General features: G+C 68.9%; 24 protein-coding genes and 1 pseudogene. 9 read left to right on the forward strand and 16 right to left on the reverse strand.

Going from position 1 to position 15,942, the window contains the following annotated elements; translation table 11 throughout:
• Nucleotides 1-57: 57 nt before the first annotated feature.
• The 8 genes from OHA25_RS09840 to OHA25_RS09875 form a co-directional block, all read right to left on the reverse strand.
• The gene (locus OHA25_RS09840) at nucleotides 58-570 is read right to left on the reverse strand and encodes a DUF1707 SHOCT-like domain-containing protein (RefSeq protein ID WP_327587262.1); all 513 of its coding nucleotides are present in this window, start codon (nucleotides 568-570) and stop codon (nucleotides 58-60) included.
• 5 nt (nucleotides 571-575) lie between these two features.
• Nucleotides 576-1,379, reverse strand: coding sequence for an ABC transporter permease (locus tag OHA25_RS09845; RefSeq protein WP_327587263.1), 804 nt, complete (start codon nucleotides 1,377-1,379; stop codon nucleotides 576-578).
• Complete coding sequence (locus tag OHA25_RS09850) at nucleotides 1,376-2,341, reverse strand: ATP-binding cassette domain-containing protein (RefSeq protein WP_327587264.1); 966 nt, start codon at nucleotides 2,339-2,341, stop codon at nucleotides 1,376-1,378. Before OHA25_RS09850 ends, OHA25_RS09845 begins: the two co-directional genes overlap by 4 nt.
• A gap of 18 nt (nucleotides 2,342-2,359) precedes the next feature.
• Nucleotides 2,360-3,298 (reverse strand): DUF4097 family beta strand repeat-containing protein, encoded by a 939-nt coding sequence (locus OHA25_RS09855; RefSeq protein ID WP_327587265.1) that lies wholly within the window; start codon nucleotides 3,296-3,298, stop codon nucleotides 2,360-2,362.
• Complete coding sequence (locus OHA25_RS09860) at nucleotides 3,298-3,828, reverse strand: hypothetical protein (RefSeq protein WP_327587266.1); 531 nt, start codon at nucleotides 3,826-3,828, stop codon at nucleotides 3,298-3,300. Before OHA25_RS09860 ends, OHA25_RS09855 begins: the two co-directional genes overlap by 1 nt.
• Before the next feature lie 116 nt (nucleotides 3,829-3,944).
• Nucleotides 3,945-4,556, reverse strand: a complete 612-nt coding sequence (locus OHA25_RS09865; protein ID WP_327587267.1) for a class I SAM-dependent methyltransferase — start codon at nucleotides 4,554-4,556, stop codon at nucleotides 3,945-3,947.
• Nucleotides 4,553-5,179 carry a TIGR04282 family arsenosugar biosynthesis glycosyltransferase gene (locus tag OHA25_RS09870; protein ID WP_327587268.1) on the reverse strand — a complete coding sequence of 209 codons (627 nt, stop codon included), beginning with the start codon at nucleotides 5,177-5,179 and terminating at the stop codon, nucleotides 4,553-4,555. The genes OHA25_RS09865 and OHA25_RS09870 overlap by 4 nt, the downstream gene beginning before the upstream one ends.
• Before the next feature lie 132 nt (nucleotides 5,180-5,311).
• Nucleotides 5,312-5,647: a GbsR/MarR family transcriptional regulator gene (locus tag OHA25_RS09875; protein WP_327587269.1), complete on the reverse strand. Its 336-nt coding sequence runs from the start codon at nucleotides 5,645-5,647 to the stop codon at nucleotides 5,312-5,314.
• A 14-nt stretch (nucleotides 5,648-5,661) separates the two neighbouring features.
• On the opposite strand from OHA25_RS09875, the pseudogene OHA25_RS09880 reads away from it, so the two are divergent.
• Nucleotides 5,662-6,465, forward strand: a pseudogene (locus OHA25_RS09880) (SDR family NAD(P)-dependent oxidoreductase); the annotation flags it as partial.
• 82 nt (nucleotides 6,466-6,547) lie between these two features.
• Here the strand turns inward: OHA25_RS09880 and OHA25_RS09885 are convergent.
• The gene (locus tag OHA25_RS09885) at nucleotides 6,548-7,123 is read right to left on the reverse strand and encodes a TetR/AcrR family transcriptional regulator (RefSeq protein ID WP_327587270.1); all 576 of its coding nucleotides are present in this window, start codon (nucleotides 7,121-7,123) and stop codon (nucleotides 6,548-6,550) included.
• Nucleotides 7,124-7,179: 56 nt separating this feature from the next.
• On the opposite strand from OHA25_RS09885, the gene OHA25_RS09890 reads away from it, so the two are divergent.
• From OHA25_RS09890 to OHA25_RS09905, 4 genes are read left to right on the forward strand one after another with little or no spacing between them, the layout of a single operon-like run.
• Nucleotides 7,180-8,019, forward strand: coding sequence for an SDR family NAD(P)-dependent oxidoreductase (locus OHA25_RS09890; RefSeq protein WP_327587271.1), 840 nt, complete (start codon nucleotides 7,180-7,182; stop codon nucleotides 8,017-8,019).
• A gap of 23 nt (nucleotides 8,020-8,042) precedes the next feature.
• Entirely contained in the window at nucleotides 8,043-8,459 is a 417-nt protein-coding gene (locus tag OHA25_RS09895) for a nitroreductase family deazaflavin-dependent oxidoreductase (RefSeq protein WP_327587272.1), read from the forward strand.
• A gap of 27 nt (nucleotides 8,460-8,486) precedes the next feature.
• Entirely contained in the window at nucleotides 8,487-8,945 is a 459-nt protein-coding gene (locus OHA25_RS09900) for an SRPBCC domain-containing protein (protein WP_327587273.1), read from the forward strand.
• A gap of 60 nt (nucleotides 8,946-9,005) precedes the next feature.
• Nucleotides 9,006-9,695 (forward strand): peroxiredoxin-like family protein, encoded by a 690-nt coding sequence (locus OHA25_RS09905; protein ID WP_327587274.1) that lies wholly within the window; start codon nucleotides 9,006-9,008, stop codon nucleotides 9,693-9,695.
• On the opposite strand, the gene OHA25_RS09910 is transcribed toward OHA25_RS09905, so the two are convergent.
• Nucleotides 9,655-9,876, reverse strand: coding sequence for a hypothetical protein (locus OHA25_RS09910; RefSeq protein WP_327587275.1), 222 nt, complete (start codon nucleotides 9,874-9,876; stop codon nucleotides 9,655-9,657). The two genes, OHA25_RS09905 and OHA25_RS09910, sit on opposite strands and share 41 nt — an antisense overlap.
• A 561-nt stretch (nucleotides 9,877-10,437) precedes the next feature.
• Here OHA25_RS09910 and OHA25_RS09915 point away from each other — a divergent pair.
• The gene (locus OHA25_RS09915) at nucleotides 10,438-10,647 is read left to right on the forward strand and encodes a hypothetical protein (RefSeq protein ID WP_327587276.1); all 210 of its coding nucleotides are present in this window, start codon (nucleotides 10,438-10,440) and stop codon (nucleotides 10,645-10,647) included.
• A 7-nt stretch (nucleotides 10,648-10,654) separates the two neighbouring features.
• Here OHA25_RS09915 and OHA25_RS09920 read toward each other — a convergent pair whose 3' ends face one another.
• From OHA25_RS09920 to OHA25_RS09930, 3 genes are all read right to left on the reverse strand, one after another.
• Complete coding sequence (locus tag OHA25_RS09920; protein ID WP_327587277.1) at nucleotides 10,655-10,801, reverse strand: hypothetical protein; 147 nt, start codon at nucleotides 10,799-10,801, stop codon at nucleotides 10,655-10,657.
• Nucleotides 10,802-10,877: 76 nt separating this feature from the next.
• The gene (locus OHA25_RS09925) at nucleotides 10,878-11,837 is read right to left on the reverse strand and encodes a phosphotransferase family protein (protein WP_327587278.1); all 960 of its coding nucleotides are present in this window, start codon (nucleotides 11,835-11,837) and stop codon (nucleotides 10,878-10,880) included.
• A gap of 7 nt (nucleotides 11,838-11,844) precedes the next feature.
• On the reverse strand, nucleotides 11,845-12,213 hold the full coding sequence (locus tag OHA25_RS09930; RefSeq protein WP_327587279.1) for a hypothetical protein: 369 nt from the start codon (nucleotides 12,211-12,213) through the stop codon (nucleotides 11,845-11,847).
• Between the two features lie 285 nt (nucleotides 12,214-12,498).
• Between OHA25_RS09930 and OHA25_RS09935 the strand changes: the two genes are divergently transcribed.
• Together OHA25_RS09935 and OHA25_RS09940 are read left to right on the forward strand one after the other, a co-directional pair.
• Nucleotides 12,499-12,843 carry a type II toxin-antitoxin system RelE/ParE family toxin gene (locus tag OHA25_RS09935; RefSeq protein WP_327587280.1) on the forward strand — a complete coding sequence of 115 codons (345 nt, stop codon included), beginning with the start codon at nucleotides 12,499-12,501 and terminating at the stop codon, nucleotides 12,841-12,843.
• Between the two features lie 5 nt (nucleotides 12,844-12,848).
• The gene (locus OHA25_RS09940; RefSeq protein ID WP_138712444.1) at nucleotides 12,849-13,148 is read left to right on the forward strand and encodes a helix-turn-helix domain-containing protein; all 300 of its coding nucleotides are present in this window, start codon (nucleotides 12,849-12,851) and stop codon (nucleotides 13,146-13,148) included.
• A gap of 24 nt (nucleotides 13,149-13,172) precedes the next feature.
• Here OHA25_RS09940 and OHA25_RS09945 read toward each other — a convergent pair whose 3' ends face one another.
• The gene (locus OHA25_RS09945; RefSeq protein ID WP_327587281.1) at nucleotides 13,173-13,529 is read right to left on the reverse strand and encodes a hypothetical protein; all 357 of its coding nucleotides are present in this window, start codon (nucleotides 13,527-13,529) and stop codon (nucleotides 13,173-13,175) included.
• Nucleotides 13,530-13,635: 106 nt separating this feature from the next.
• Here OHA25_RS09945 and OHA25_RS09950 point away from each other — a divergent pair, with 106 nt between their 5' ends.
• Complete coding sequence (locus OHA25_RS09950; RefSeq protein ID WP_327587282.1) at nucleotides 13,636-13,785, forward strand: hypothetical protein; 150 nt, start codon at nucleotides 13,636-13,638, stop codon at nucleotides 13,783-13,785.
• Nucleotides 13,786-14,268: 483 nt separating this feature from the next.
• On the opposite strand, the gene OHA25_RS09955 is transcribed toward OHA25_RS09950, so the two are convergent.
• Both OHA25_RS09955 and OHA25_RS09960 read right to left on the reverse strand, forming a co-directional pair.
• Nucleotides 14,269-14,406 carry a hypothetical protein gene (locus OHA25_RS09955; protein WP_327587283.1) on the reverse strand — a complete coding sequence of 46 codons (138 nt, stop codon included), beginning with the start codon at nucleotides 14,404-14,406 and terminating at the stop codon, nucleotides 14,269-14,271.
• 338 nt (nucleotides 14,407-14,744) lie between these two features.
• Nucleotides 14,745-15,941, reverse strand: coding sequence for an MFS transporter (locus OHA25_RS09960; protein ID WP_327587284.1), 1,197 nt, complete (start codon nucleotides 15,939-15,941; stop codon nucleotides 14,745-14,747).
• Nucleotide 15,942: the final 1 nt, after the last annotated feature.

The raw sequence follows: 15,942 nt of genomic DNA on the forward strand, positions 1-15,942 counted from the left end.
GGGTTCTTGACGCATCCGCTCCGGCGGGTGTGACGGGCCGTGAGGGCATCAGCCGGATCACGTGCGCGAGTTGCGAATCGTCAGGCGCCCGTAGGGGAGCTCTCCGGTGATGTGGACGTGCAGCGCGCCTGGGCGTGGGCGGCCCGCTGCCTTGCAGATCACGCGGCCCCATTCGGTTCGTACTCCGTCGGCGTTCGCGCTGGCGCCGGCGGGCAGGGTGATCCTGGCGCTGCCGTACGCAAGCCGGAGCTCGATGTTGATCTGCGAGTGCGGGATGAGGGCCTGGGACAGGTCGAGCCGTACTCGGCCGTACTCGGAGTCGATGCGCAGGTGGCGCGGGACGTGCCAGTCGCCTGATCGCAGGATGCGCCCGCCGGTGGATCCGATCCTGACCGCCTCGTCCGGCGGCAGGTCGGCGAGGATCGGTTCCAGGTCCCGGGAGGAGGTGGCGGTGAGCGCCAGTTCGAGGCGTTGCTCCAGCTCGTCCGGGTCGAGCCGGCCCTCCGCGTACGCCTGCTGGACCAGCTCCACCGCCCGCTCACGATCCAGGCCGGAGACGTGTGTGGTCATCGAGTTCATTGACTGACGGCTCTCTTGTACAGCCGCGTGGCCAGCGGCACGAACACGGCCAGGAGCACGACCGACCAGAGGAACGACACCGGCACCGCGTGTTGCATCGGCCAGGCGCTGGGTGTGGGGATGGCCGGGCTGGTGTTGCCGAACAGTTCGCGTGCCGCCTGGATGAGTGTGGAGACGGGGTTCCATTCGGCGATCGGCTTGAGCGGCCCGGGCAGGCGCGTGCTGTCGACGAAGGCGTTGGACAGGAAGACCAGCGGGAACGACAGGATGGTGGCCACGTTGTTGAAGACCTCCGGGGTGCGCAGGGCCAGCGCGACCGTCGCCGTCACCCAAGAGAAGGCGTACGCGAACAGCAGCAGCATCAGGAACCCCAGGGCGGCCTCCAGCGGAGAGCTGTTGATGCGCCATCCGACGAGCAGCCCGACGAGCACCATCGTGACGATGCTGGTCAGGTTCATGATCACATCGCTGACGGTCTGGCCGATCAGCACCGCGGAGGGGGACATGGGCAGCGTGCGGAACCTGTCGAAGATGCCCTTCTGCAGGTCCTGCGTCAGCGTGTAGCCGGTGATCTGCGCGCTGGTGACGATCGTCATGACGAAGATCCCGGGGAGCAGGTATTCCCCGTACGACATGCCCGGCAGGCTGATCATGCTGCCGAAGACGTAGGTGAACAGCAGCACGAACACGATCGGAAGCGTGACCACGCCACCCAGCAGGTCGGGGGCCCGCCGGATCTTCAGGGCGTTGCGCTTGGCGATCGTCGCGCCGTCGGCGAAGGCGAGCTGCAGGGCATTCATCGGGCGGTCTCCTCGATCTTCTCGTCGGCCTGGTGTCCCGTGAGGCTCAGGAACACGTCGTCCAGGGTCGGCCGGCGCAGGCCGGCATCGCGTACGGTGATGCGCTCGGCGGCCAGGTGGCCGAGTGCGCTGGTCAGCGCGGCCGCACCGCTGGTGACCGGGATCGTCATCCGCAAGGCGGTGGTGTCGAGCCGCATGTCGCCGACGGCCAGCGGCGCCAGCGTCCGTGAGGCGGTCCGCAAGTCGGCCGCGCTCGTGACCGACAGCTCGATGCGGTCGCCGCCGACCTGGTCCTTCAGCTCGTCGGCGGTGCCCAGCGCGATCACGTGCCCGTGGTCGACCACCGCGATGCGGTGGGCGAGCCGGTCGGCCTCCTCCATGTACTGGGTGGTCAGCAGCACGGTCGTGCCTTCCGCGACGAGCTCGCCGATGACGTCCCACAGGCTCACGCGGGCCCGCGGATCCAGGCCGGTGGTGGGTTCGTCGAGGAACAGCACCGGCGGGTGGGCGACCAGCGCGCCGGCCAGGTCGAGCCGCCGTCGCATGCCGCCGGAGTAGCCCTGCACCGGCCGGTCGGCCGCCTCCGTCAGGTCGAAGCGCTCCAGCAGCTCGCGGGCGCGCTGCCGGCTGCGCTTGGCGCCGAGGTGGTAGAGGCGGCCGACCATCTCCAGGTTCTCGGCACCGGTGAGATGGTCGTCGACGGCGGCGTACTGGCCTGAGGCGCCGATGTGGGCGCGCAACCGGGGGGCGTCGCGGACGACGTCGAACCCGGCCACCCGGGCGTGCCCGGCGTCCGGCTTCAGTAACGTGGTCAGGATCCGCACGGTGGTGGTCTTGCCGGCGCCGTTGGGGCCGAGCAGCCCGAACACCGTCCCCTCCGGGACGCTCAGCTCCATGCCGTCGAGGGCGGTCACGTTGCCGTACTTCTTGACCAGGCCCTCGGCCATGATCGCGTCTGGCATCACAATCTCCTTTGGTCGTCAGGAACGATGGATGGCGATGTCGCCGTGGGTGGTGTGGGCCCGCACCTCGATGACCTGATCCGACTGGCCGGGGCCGTCGCTGGAGTCGAGGGAGACGTCCACGGTGCCGTACTTCGAGCTCACGTCCAGCCAGGCGGCGCTCCCCGCGGAGATCCCGAGCTCCAGTCCGCCGCCGGTGGTCTCCATGACGACCGAGCCGGACACCATCTCGCCGATCCGCACGCTGCCGTACGCGGTCTTGGCGACGACGCCGGCCAGGGCGCGATCGACGGTGATGTCGCCGTGGGCGGAGCTCAGCCGCAGCTCGCCGGTCACCTCGCCGAGGCGGACGTCGCCGTGGGAGGTCTTGACCGCGGCCGTGCCGTCGATCTCGCCGAGGCGGATGCTGCCGTGGTTCCCGGTGACCTCGGCGTGTCCGGATGAGCGGTCGACCGAGATGTCGCCGTAGGTGCTCTTCAGCTTGAGCCGCCCGGCCTGCTCGATCCGGACGCCGCCATAGGAGGTGGTGAAGCTGACCTCGCCGAGCGGGCCCCGGCAGCGCAAGCTCGCCTCCGACTTGGCGTCGAGGCGGGAGCCCGCCGGCAGGCTGACCGTCACGTCGATCGAGCCCGGTCCGAGCAGCAGCGAGCGCGCCCAGTCCTTGGGCGACTCGATGAGCCTGTCGAGCGACAGGCCCCAGCCGGACGCCAAGCCGGGCTGCTCCTTGTCCGTCCGTACCAGCAGCCTGCCATCGGCGTAAACGATCTGGGTGTGCCCGGCGGCCTGCACGTCGGCGTCATTGAGCTCATCGCTCGGGCGGACCTCCACGACGGTGTCCGTGCGCTCGCTCGCGTCGATCCTGACGTTGGCGGTCGCCAGGTCGATGATGGCGAGGATGGGTTCTGGGGTGTCGAAGGTCCGCATGGCGTTCCCCTCGTTGTGGATCGGTGTGGTCATCAGCGCACCCACCCGCTGTAGCGGTTGCCGCTCTGCGTGGTCGGGCGGCGGCCGGAGCCGCGGCCCGGCTCGCCGGGGGCGAGCGCGGCGGAGACGGCGCGGACCAGCCAGGCGTTGACCGACAGCCCATCCCGGGTGGCCGCCTCTTCGATGCGAGGCTTGAGGTGCTCGGGGACCCGGAGCGAGATCCGGGACGTGCCGCCCTCGTCGGCGTCCGGGGGTGGCGGCGGGGCAGGCGGCCTCTCGGCTCGCCCGATCTCGCCTTCATCCTCGAACGACCGGGTGCTGGGCGGTGGCGTCACGACGAAGTCAGGGTCGCGTCCCCGCAGGCGCACCTCGACCGAGCCCGGTGCGAGGTCCTGGGTGATCTCGTCCGCGGCGGTGGAAAGAGCCTCCAGCAGCGCGAGCCGGGTGGCCGACTCGAGCGTCGAGGTGAGACGTTCCGCCAGCGCGCGGGCTTCCTCGCCGCCCGCCCCGGCGGCGATCGCGAGTTCGCGGCGGAGGTAGGCGACATACGGCGCAAGGTCCATGACGCCATGATGACATCATCATGGCGTCATTTCAATCCGAGATGGCGCGCATTCGGCGTCATTCAGGCGTCAGGCTCCCGCTCTGCGGGTGCAGGCCCTGGACCCGTGGCGGGTTCCTAGCTCAAGGAAGCCATCCAGCGGCCGTGCCTCGTCCAGCTGTCCACGACGGGGAATCCGCTGGCTCGCGCCAGGCGCTGGATGTCGTTCACCGATACGGTCGCCCACCCGAACCAGTCCCCGGCGAGTGGGCCGCGGCGCAGCCGTACCCGGTCGACCCGGCTCCTCGTCTCGGGCGCTGCGACCTCGACCAGGACCTCGCCGCCCGGCCGGACCAACTGTCTGACGCGGCGCAACAGCGTCTCGGGGTTGCCGCCGATGCCGATGTTGCCGTCGGCGAGCAGCGCCGTCGCCCACCGGCCGCTGTCCGGGACCTCGTCGAAGACGTCCCGGAGCAGGGCGAAGCCTCCCGCCCTGCGGGTGAGGGTGACGGCGCGAGGGTTGATGTCAATGCCGAGCGCCTGAACGCCGCGGCGGGTCAACGCGGTGGTGAGGCGGCCGGGACCCGAGCCGATGTCCAGGGTCGGGCTGGCGCATCTGCTGAGGAGCGCCTCGTCGCCGTCAACCGGCTCGAACCAGCGCGCGGTCTCCAGCGCGACGCGGGTGCCGTCGACGTACTCGAGCTCGGCGGACGCTCCGTTAAGCGCGTCGCCGTAGAGCTGCCCGATCATCGGCCCAGCTCCCGCAGCGTGGCGGCGAAGCGGGAGCTGGGCGCCTGCTCGGCCACCGCGACGGCGTCCGCCGCGGTGTCGACATCGGTCAGCTCAGGAAGCAGGCGGACGGTGAGTCCAGCCTGATCCAGCCGGTCGAGCTGGAGCTTGCCGGTCTCCGGGTGGGACATCGGCACCCCCTGCAGCAGCGATGGATCCGGCTCGCGCAGGCCGAGCAGCCAGAAGCCGCCGTCCGCGGCCGGGCCGAACACGGCGTCGTGACATTCCAATGCCTCCACCGCCTCCCCCAGCAGGGCGGGAGTCACCTGCGGGGTGTCCATGCCGATCAGCACGACGGCTTCGGGCCGGAGCCGGTACGCGTCCGAGAACGCCGCCGCCAGACGCTCATCCAGTCCCGAGCCGCGCTGTGGGATCACCACGAAGCCGGGCGGCAGCCAGCTGCCCGGCAGCCCGTCCAGGGCGAGTACTCGCTGGGTGGCGGGCGTCGCGGAGACGGCGAGCAGGCTGTCGCGGAGAGCCGCTTCGGCGAGGGCGGCGGCCTGGTGCGGGCTGTATGGCGGGGTCAGACGCGTCTTGGCCCTCCCGGCCACGGGCTCCTTGGCAATGATCACAATTTGGGCCACGTGATCGACAGTAGGGCGACGCGGCGCGCTCAATCCTTACGACCTGCTGACAACAGCCGTCCGGCCGGCCACAGCATCGCATGGCGGTTACGGCGGGTACGGCGAGTCTGAGTCCTGGACGGTGCTCGGCCGTCAGCGGCGCTCTCGATCCCGTTGGTCGAGGAGCTTGGGGAACTCCGTCATCTTCGCTCGGAATGCGCGTCCGAAGACATCGTCGGTCAGCCGGTAGTGATCGCGGCGCCCCCGGGGTGGGCGGAAGCGCTCGACGAGCCCGGCCCGTTCGAGCTGCCCCAGGGCGACGCTCATGCTGCTCTTGGCCACACCGAGCTGCTCGCACAACCCCGGGGCGTCGGCGGAATCGCCCGGATCGACCAGGAGCACGCCGACGACCCGGCCTGCCGTACGGCTGAGCCCCAAACGCTCGAAGTACAGCCCGGCACTTTCCACGAACTCCTCAACACTGGCCACGTAGCGCCGCCCGCACCCTCGCCGCCGCAGGCCACCACGTGCTGGCACTGTGCCGGGACCCCCAGCGAGGCCGCGCTGCGCTGGCCGACATCAACGCCCACGCCGTGCACCCGGCAAGTCTGATCCAGGCCGACCTGTCGATACCCGACTCCATCGAGGCCGCCGCCAACCGGCTCGCGCAGACCGTCGGCCACCTCGACGTGCTCATCAACAACTCCGCCGTCTTCGACCAAACGATCCGCGAGCCTGTCTTCACGGCGGACGGGCATGAACTGTTCTGGGCCACCAACCACCTGGGCCCGTTCCTGCTCACCGCCAGACTCAGCCCACTGCTCGCCACTGCGGACAAGCCTCGGGTGATCAACATCGCCAGCAAAGGGCTGCTCTCGATGCCCCGCATCCGGATCCGCTTCGACCAACTCGACGATCCGAGCTGGTTCAGTCCCACCCGCGCCTACTACCACGCCAAACTCGCCCAGATCATGACCACCTTCTCCCTGGCCGAGAAAGCCAAAGGACAGGTGGATGCGACCTGCGTACGCGTACCCGCTGTACGTCTGGACCCAGATCGGGTGGCGGCCATGCCATGGTTGCTGCGCACCTTGTACGCGCCCAAGAACCGTATGGCCGTCCCCGCCGAACGCCTCGGCGAGACCTACGCCCGCCTGGCCACGTGGGACGGGTACGTGCCCGGGCCGTACGTGGATGAAGACCTCCGCCCGTCCCGCGCCCCGGCCTTCGCCTACGATGAGGCCGCTCGCGAACGGCTGTGGTCCGTGTCGCAGGCCGCAACCGGCAACCCCGCCTGGGCCTGGTAGCCTGCCGTCGCTCACGAGCCCGGTCGAACAGCGGTCAGCGGCTAGGCCCGCCGGGTCACGGGGATGAGCGTGCTGTTCCCGATCAGCGGGTCAGGACGCCGCGAACAGTCTGCTCGGTGAGCAGCGCACGGAAGGTGGGGTCGGTGGCGTCGGCTCCGGCCATCGACCGGCCCAAGACGCCCAGGAGAAGGCCGCCGAGCATCGTGTTGGCGGCATCGGTGATGTTGCCGACGTCGAAGGCGCCGGTCTTACGGCCTTCGGTGAGCAGATCGCGTAGCGGGCCGGCGATCCAGATGTCGTTCGCCGCGAGGACCTCACTCATCCGTCCGCTGGCCCCCAGGGCGCCCAGGAGGCCGGCGCATGTTCCGGGGTGGTGGCCGAGATATTCGACCAGAGCGGACACCATCGCACGTAGCCGCGACTCGGGAGGGTCGCCGGGCGTCGTCGCGGTCTGCACCGCCTGGGCTCCTTGCTTGGAGTGTGCGGTGAGCAGGAACGCCAGCAGGTCTTCGCGGCCGGAGAAGTAGTAGTAGAGCGTTGCTCGCGACGCCCCCACCAGCTGTGCGACGTCCTCCAGCCGGAGAGGAGGGTCGGTGTGCAGCACGTGCTCGCTGACGTCGAGCAGGCGTTGGGCCAGATCCGCGGGCGGGTTCTTCACGGCGAGAAAGCCTACCGTCTTGAATTTCGACCAGAGTCTAGATTACAGTCTAGACCATGGTTGAAATCTTATCCTATGGGCCATGGGCAGTGGTCACAGGAGCCTCTTCCGGCATCGGCAAAGCCTTCGCCGAACACCTCGCCGCAGCAGGTCTGGATCTGGTCCTGGCCGCTCGTTCCACCGACAAGCTCCACGCACTGGGCGAGAAGCTGTCCCACCACCACGGCATCGCGCACCGAGTGGTCACCGTCGATCTCAGCCAACCGGCCGGAGCCTCGGCGATCGTGAAGGCGACCGAAGACCTTGACGTCGGCCTGCTCGTCTCCAACGCCGGAGGCGGCCGCCCCGGGCGGCTGCTCGATCAGTCACTGGACGACCTGCACGACCGTCTCACCCTCAACGCCGTCACCCACCTGGACCTGGTCCACGCCTTCGCACCCCGGCTGGTGGCCCGCGGCCACGCCCAGCGCCGGGGCGGCATCGTGCTGGTCTCCGCGCACGGCGCGCTCCAGGGCCTGCCGAACATGGCACACGAGAGCGCAGCCAAGGCGTACGTGCTCAACCTGGGCGAGGCCCTGCACCACGAACTCGCGCCCGCCGGCGTGACCGTCACCGTGATGCTGCCCGGCAACGTCGACACCCCGATCATCGAAGCCTTCGGCCTGGACCGCTCCAGCCTTCCGATCCGGCCGCAGCCGGCCGACAGGGCCGTCGCCGAGTTGATGGCGGCCTTCCTCAAAGGCCGCACCATGCACATCCCCGGCAGGCTGATGCGGGTGATGACCCGGCTCATGCCGCGCGCTCAAGCCGTACGAATGAACGGCCGCATGCTCGGCCGGGCCGCCCGTAACCTCCTCACCGACCACGATCCCGCCAGGGCTCAGGCCCAACCGTGACCAGCCCCGGCCTCTCATTGCGGATGATCCGCCTCAGCCGCATCCCGCACCAGCTCCTGACGTGGGGCATCCCCATGGGACCGCTGATGCTGCTACGCACCCGCGGCAGGCACAGCGGACTACCCCGCACCGTCCCGATCGCCACGCTGCGCCACGCCGGCCACCAGTGGCTCGTCTCCCCTTTCGGCGACACCCACTGGGTCCGCAACCTCCGCGCCGAAGCCCGAGCCGAACTCGGTCGCGGACACCGCTTCCGCCCGGTACGGCTCGTCGAAGTAGACGACGACCGCAAACTCGAGATCCTTCACGCCTACCGCAGCGCCTTCGGCCTGGTGCCCTTCGTCCGAGACGCCTTCGACGCCGACGCCGGCGCCCAGCCACACGTCTTCGCCAGGGAGGCGCACCGCCACCCGGCCTTCCTCATCCAGCCCGCCGACTGAGCCTCGACAACACCAAGGAGTAGCCCCGTGACCACGACGACCGCACCCGCCGCGCAGACCTACCACATCTTCATCCGGGCCACCCCACAGCAGATCTGGGACGCCGTCACCAAACCCGAACACAGCGCCGGATACCTGTTCGGCGCCCTGGTCGAGACGACCGGCGACATCGGCTCACCGTTTCGCTACCACGCACCGGATCGATCCAGCCTCTGGGGCGACGAGACCGTCCTGGACGCCGACCCGCCCCACCGGCTCATCGTCAGCTACCGCGGCCTGTACAACCCCGACCTGGCAAGCGAACCGGCCAGCCGGGTGTCCTGGCAGATCGAACCCGGCGACGACGGCGCCTGCCTGCTCACCGTCGTGCACGACCGGCTCGACGGCTCCCCCAAGACGGCCGCGCGGGTGGCAGGCCCCAGCTGGATGCGCGTGCTGAGTGGTCTCAAGACCCTGCTCGAAACCGGTAAGCCCCTCAACGCCTAAGAGATCTCACCACTCCACCGCGGCCGCCATGTTCCATGCGCGATTACCAAAGGGGACCACATGAACACGACAGATCAGACGTACGCCGAGCGACGTGCCACCTTCCTCGCCGAACACACGGGCCAGATTCCGCTGGAAGTACGAGCCGCCCTGCTCGCCGAGCAGACGGCCCTGGACGCGGCCGGTGTGCCTGCTACAGTCCTCGGCCCGGGTTCCGCCATGCCCGATGACGACCTGCTGGACGTCCACGGCAGGGCGACCACGCTGGAGCAGGCCCGCGCCGGCCGGACCGCCGTCGTCGTCTTCTACCGCGGCGACTGGTGCCCCTACTGCAACCTCGTGCTCCGCACCTACCAGCAGCAACTCGTACCGGCCCTGTCCGCTCTCGACATCCCCCTGATCGCGATCAGCCCGCAAAGACCCGACCGCTCACTGTCGATGCGCCAGATCAACGACCTGACCTTCACCGTACTGTCCGACCCCGGCAACCAGATCGCGCATCGGCTGGGGATCCTCACCGCCCCCAGCCGCGACGCCCACGCCGCACAACTGACCATGGGCATCGATGTGGCCGACGGCAACGCCGACGGCACCACCTCCATGCCCATGCCCACCGTCGTCCTGATCGACGCCGACGGCGTCATCGCCTGGATCGACGTACGTCCCAACTACAGCACGCGCACCGAACCCGCCGACATCCTCACGGCCATCACCACGGTCCTCGACCGGCCGGCACCGACCGCGGGCTGATCGTCCGAGAGCACTGCATCGGCACCGAGAAGGCCAGCAGTGCGAGGAGCCCACGCTGGAGGAAGGCCATGATCGCCCGGTAGGTACGCAGCACGGACATGAGCGCGACCCTGCGCAGCCCGACCGAATCCCACCAGGTCGGCCATGTGCCCATGGCCGCCCACATGACGACGCCGCCCACCACGCCCACCCAGATGGCGTCCAGTCGCCACCCGAGCAGCGGCCCCCCCGCAGGCCGCCCAAACCGCCCGGCAGCACGCAGACCAGCGGCAGCACCGAGACGACCACGAGCGGCGCATTACCGGCGATCAGCCCGATCACTAGTACCGCCAGCAGGACGACGCCCACAACGACCGGCAGGATCAACGGCACTCCCCGCAGCCGAAAATGCCCGGCCGACAGCTCCCACCAGCGCAGTGTCCGCGTCCCGCTGTGGAAGATCTGCAGGGCCAGGCAGCTCAGCCAGTGAGCAGCCCGTTCGGGACGGTATCGGCGCCCACGCCCGCCGCTCAGCCCCTCCGGCTCGGCGTAGGCCGCCGGCACGAACTGATCCAGCAGCAACCGTTCGACCGCGTCGCGATCCGGCAGAGGCCAAGGCCGGCCAGGAAACCCGTACCCCGATATCTGGACTCGCGGAAAGGCTGCAGGCGAACTGCCGCCACGGCTCATGATCTGCTCCACCGCGCCTCCACATGGCAGCGCGCCGTCAGGGTGCTACTGGCCATCGACGGCTTGGATCGCCTTGGTGATCAATGTGCGTGCGGCTTTGCAGTACACCGCCAGGGCGGCCAGCTCGGCGAACGCCCCGGCGTACGGGGCCGCCTTCGTGGACGACGTGCTTCTTGTCCACCCGCATCTGAACCGCTGCCTCGACATCGTCTCGGAGACCGTGACGCCGCATGCGTGCCGACAGGATGGCGGCGATGTAGGCACGGGTTTGCTCGCCTCCTGAGCGTTCTTCAGCCCAGTACGTTCCATGTGCCGCCCGTGTAGGAGGCGGCGTGCCAGGCGGGCCAGGCGTCCACCGGAACCCGCACCCCCAGCTGCCTCACGGCGTGGTCCATGTCGACGACCCGCCGCCGCGCCTCCCCGAGTGCTGTCGGCATTTCCTGGTCCACGAACAGGTCCGCGAGATAGCAGTTACCGGCCGACCAGACGCTGGCGTGGAAGAAGTGGCTGTAGTCACGACACCTGGGCGCTGAACAGGGTGTTGCGGCGCAGCTGTTCGGCGCACCATCGGAAGTGCCCGTCGTTGTCGTCCATGCCGAAGAGATCGAAAGTGGTGAGGGCGTATACGGCCTGGTAGACGGTGAGGGCGACGGGCGCGTAGCCGAGTTCCTGTGCGAAGAACCGGGTGAGTTCCGCGGTGTGCTCCTCGGCGTGCGGGCCATACATGTCCCAGATGGCCGCGGTGACGGCCGCCTCGAAGGCCGGGTCGCCTGCGGTCGTGTAGAAGCCGAAGTCGAGTACGGCGATGGGTCGGCTGGCGGCGTCGGTGTGGATGTTGGGCGGGACGAGGTCGCCGTGGATCGCTGTGACCGGAGCATCGGGAAGCGACCGCAGGGCGTTCAGCGTGCGTTCGACCCCCGCGCCGAAGTTCGGCACCTGCCCGGCCAGCGCAGCGCCGTGCCGGTCCGCTGCTCGAACGACCAGGCCCGCGAGCGCGTCCTGGAAGCGGTCGTGGTCCTGCCACAGCGGACGGTCATCGCCCTGGACGGTCAGCTGGCGCATCGCGTCCGTTCCCGGCACCGAGGCGAGGCCACGCAGGACGGCAAGCAGCGCGTTCCTGTGATGAACGGGCAGCTTGCGCTCGTAGTCCTCGTGCGCGGAATCGCGACGCATTGGGACGCCAGGTAGTTCACGCTCGTACGTCACCACGATGCCCTCGTGCTCCTGGACCTCGAAGATCTCCGGGGTGGCGAATGGCAGTCGGTGTTGTGCGATGTCCGCGTACACCTGGCGGGTGAGCTCGGTCGGCGGCCGACCGGTCCACACCTTGGCGACCTGGCCGTCGCCCAGCCTGTAGACCACGCCCTCGACGCCGGCGCCGATACGGCGGGCCCCTGGGTGTCCGTGGTCGGCGAAGTATCCGGGCCACGGATCAGCGGCTGGGGCCGCTTCGGCCTCGGGCGAGATCTCCATCTGCGCATTAGATCAGCAGCTGTACCGGTCCGACCAGGCGTTTTCGGGCAGCGCCACATCCCGCCCGCACCGCCGCGTCGGCCGCCGCCAGCTTGTTCTCCTCCTCGGGCGTCAGCCGCCGCGACTCGGTCTGCGCCAGCGCCTTCTTCGCCGCCGCCAGGTCGGCCTGGGCGTTGCGGACCTTGAGCTTCAGCGGGAGCACGTCACGCCCCTGGTCGAGGGCTTTCTGCTCGGTCGCGAGCGTCTCATGGGCAGTCTGCACGGCCTTGCGCAGCGTGTCGTACGTCTGCCGGTCGGTCAGCGTGGGCTGCTGGGCCTCGTAGTCCTTGGCGGCGTACATGCTGGTGACGGCGGCGATCGTGGCCCGGTCGAACACGCCGGAGCGCGGCCGCGCGACTCCGGTGATGATATAGACCCGAAGCTGCAGCCATTCAGCCGCGCCGTCGCGCGCCGAATCGCACGCTTCAGCAGCATGCGTGGCTCTGGGCCCAAGACAACCTCCTGCCGGATGGTGGACTCCCCAGCGGTGAAGCCATCGCTGAAGCATTCGAGCGTTCTGCCCGCTGGGGGCGCCTAGTGAAGAAGGCGGGCCTGGCCGGTGAACTGGGCTATTACGCCATTCAGAGGACGGCCCACTTGCCTGCCGTATAACGTCCGTGTTATGACTTGGGGAGAGGTGGAGCTGGAGCCGGAGGTCGACGAGTGGTTCGACTCTCTCAGCCAGGACGATCAGGAGACGGCCGTCTTCTATGTCGACCTCCTGGCGGAGCGGGGTGTGCTGCTCGGAGAGCCGTACACCAGGCAGTTGCACGGCAAGCTTCGGGAACTCCGATTCCATCTCTCTCGCGAGGCTGTGCGCATCACGTACTGGATCGCTTCGGGTAGGAGGATCATCCTGCTCACGGTGTTCAAGAAGCAGCGGATGCGCGAGGCCGGTGAGATCGAGCGGGCGATACGGGCCATGGAGCGCTGTATCGCCGAGGCACACACGGCAGACGAGGAGTGATGGCCATGGCTGAGCGCAAGGCGTGGGCCGACAAGCGTGCCGAGATCATGAGCCGTCCAGGTGCCGGTGCCGCTTATGAGGCCGCTCGCCTTCGGTTCGAGTTGGGGGAGGCGGTGCGGCAGCGCCGCGAGGAACTCGGGCTTACGCAGGCTGAACTGGCTGAGCGGACCGGCCTCAAGCAGCCCGCGGTCGCGCGCTTCGAGGCCGGAGGCACCATGCCCACCATCCCCATGCTGGAACGTCTCGCTGAAGCACTCGAAGTGCGGCTCAACGTTCAGTTTCAGCCGCTCCGCGAGGCAAGTTGACCCAGCGCGGGGACGATGCCACGTTCACCTCAGCAGATTCCGAAGGACGTAGCGCATGATGCCGCCGTGCCGGTAGTAGTCGGCCTCGCGCGGAGTGTCCAGGCAAACGCGGGCTTCGAAGGTGATGGCGTCATCGGCCGTATCATCGCCGCTTGGCCCTTGGCCGCTCTGATCGGCAGCTACGGGCTTCTGGTGTGCCAGATCCGCCTTGCTTGGATATGTGATCGCCCCTTCTGGAAACAGCACCAGTCGCGCACCGGCCGCAGCGGCCTCCCGCATCAGGCTGCGCACTTCCGCCCCACTCGCCCGTAGCGTCCTCGGATCGGTCGGATCCTCAGGCACCGTGCTTTGCGCGACCGCCAACCGCAATGTCCTCGCCATCCCAGGACGATACGACAGCAGGCGAACTGCCGCCACGGCTCATGATCTGCTCCACCACGCCTCCACATGGCAGCGCGCCGTCAGGGCGCTACTGGCCATCGACGGCTTGATCAAACGCATCGCGCCCGTCCGCACGGCCGCGGCCGCCGGCACCGTCGAGGCGACCGTGCGGCGCACCGACCACGTCCCCGAGCGGCTCGGCCTGTCCAGGACCGGAATGCAGATGTGGATGGCGACTGGTGGTTCACCGTCGTAGGCATCCTGAACCCGATGCCGCTCGCTCCCGAGATCGAACGCTCGGCGCTGGTCGGGTTTCCGCGGCCCAGACATACCGGGTTTCGACGGCCATCCCACGGCCATCTACGGACGCTCCGCCGAGGACACGGTGGAGGTGGTCAGGGCGGTGCCGCCGCGCACGGCACCACGATGCGGACCCGGTCGTAGCCGAGGCGGCTGATGGCGCTGACGCGGGCGCCGAGCCGGACCTTGTCGGCGAAGAGCTTGGCCAGCGGGGCAAGGTAGTCGTCGATGAGTTCGGCGCCGGTGGACAGCCATTTTGGGTTCCGGGGCCGTCCAGCCCGGCGCCGGGCCCGCGCCGATCAGCACGACCGGCAGAGCGTCGGATTCGAGGGACGGCTGCTCCGCCTGAAGGGTGGTGGCCTCAAGCGAGGTGGTGGTGCAGCATCCGTCGCTCATGATTACCTCGCTCGCATTCGGGTCATCAGCGGTCAGTCGGTGGTCAGCGGTACATCAGGTACGTGGTGCGGGCGCGGTCGATGCTCGCGTTCACGCGGCAGGCGGAGTCGCAGACCTCGCCGCGGATCTCATCGAAGGTGACGGTGCCGTCCCGGCGCAGCCGGCGCAGTAGAGCGCGCATCGCAGCTCCTCCTGTTTAGATGATTTTCGAAGTATTGGAAGCATGGCCCACTGATTAGAGATTTGTCAAATTAGACGGCGGCCTAAGCTGCGAGGCGCGACAGGATTCAGCGGCGGCCATCCTCGTTTTCCGCACGTCGAGGTCTTTGAAGATCGCTGGTTTGCCGAGCTGATCATCTGCGCGGTATGACCTGGCTGGTGAGACAGCGTGCGCAGTGGAGCCAGGCCAGTGCCGAGAAGATGCTCGGAGCGTTGCCGCAGGGGCCGGGCTTGGCCGCCCGTTGTGCGGTCGACCCGAGCCTCGCGTCGGTGGGTGGTGGTTTCGGTTTGTGCGGCGCGTCAGGGGGTGGTGGCCGCTTCGACGCGCTCCTGAGCGAGACTCTCCGTCGGTGACTGCTCCCTGGTACGGCCGAGCTCAGGCAGGAGGGACCCGATCCCGAGTACGGCCAGCCCGACGCCCAGCCAGAGGGGAGCCCGCAGCCCGAAGCCGTCGATGGCCAGCCCGCCGACCGAGGAGCCGACGATCACCCCGAGGGTGATGAAGGAGGCATGGACGGTGTTGACCAGTGGCCCCGGGTTGCCGATGCGCTGGATGCGTACGGCCATCGCGGGGTTCATGGTCACTCCCACCAGCCCGACGCCCAGCATGGTGATCACCGCGGGGACGCTGAGGTGGGCGAACAGCGCGAAACCGGCCAGGAAGATCGCGTTGAGGATCAGCCCGGACAGCAGGACGCTGATGGTGTGCTTGTCGGCCAGGCGGCCGACGACGTAGTTCCCGATCACGGTGGCTGCGCCGTACGCGACGAGGAGCAGGGGAACGGCCCCCGAGGAGAACCCGGTGACCTGGGTGAGGATCGGGCTGAGATAGCTGAAGGCGGCGAAGGTCGCGCCGATGATGAGGGTGCTGGTCGACAGCGCCAGCCACAGCCTGCCGCTCCTGAAGACCGCCACCTCCTGCCGGAAGTTGCCGTTGCCGCCGTCAGCACGCCCGAGCCTGGGAACGCCCATCATCGTGGCGAGCGCGGCGATGACGGTCAGGGCGCCGACGGCCCAGAAGGCGGCACGCCAGCCATGCTGCCCGCCGATCAGCGTAGACAGCGGCAGCCCGAGCAGGGTGCCGAGCATCAATCCGTTCAGGACGATGGCGAGGGCGCGGCCGCGTACCTCTGGGCGGCTCAGCTGGACCGCCACCGAGATGGCGACTCCGAAGAAGGCCTGGGAGGCGACTCCGGTGATGACACGCGCGACCATCATGATCGAGTAGGAGGGCGCGACCGCCGCGAGCACATTGCCCACCAGGAAGATTGCGAACAACAGCATGAGCGCGGGTTTCGGGCGTATCCGTACCAGCGCGACGGTCATCAGCGGCCCGCCCGCCGACATGGCCACTGCGAAGGCGGTGATCAGATAGCCGATTTGGGAGATGGTCACGCCGAGTCCACCTGCCATCTCGGGCATCAGGCCTCCGACGGCGAACTCGCTGGTGACCATGGCGAAGATGCCGATGGCCAGGACGTAGACGGCTCTGGGCAAG

The sequence above is a fragment of the Nonomuraea sp. NBC_00507 genome (assembly GCF_036013525.1).
Classification (GTDB): domain Bacteria; phylum Actinomycetota; class Actinomycetes; order Streptosporangiales; family Streptosporangiaceae; genus Nonomuraea.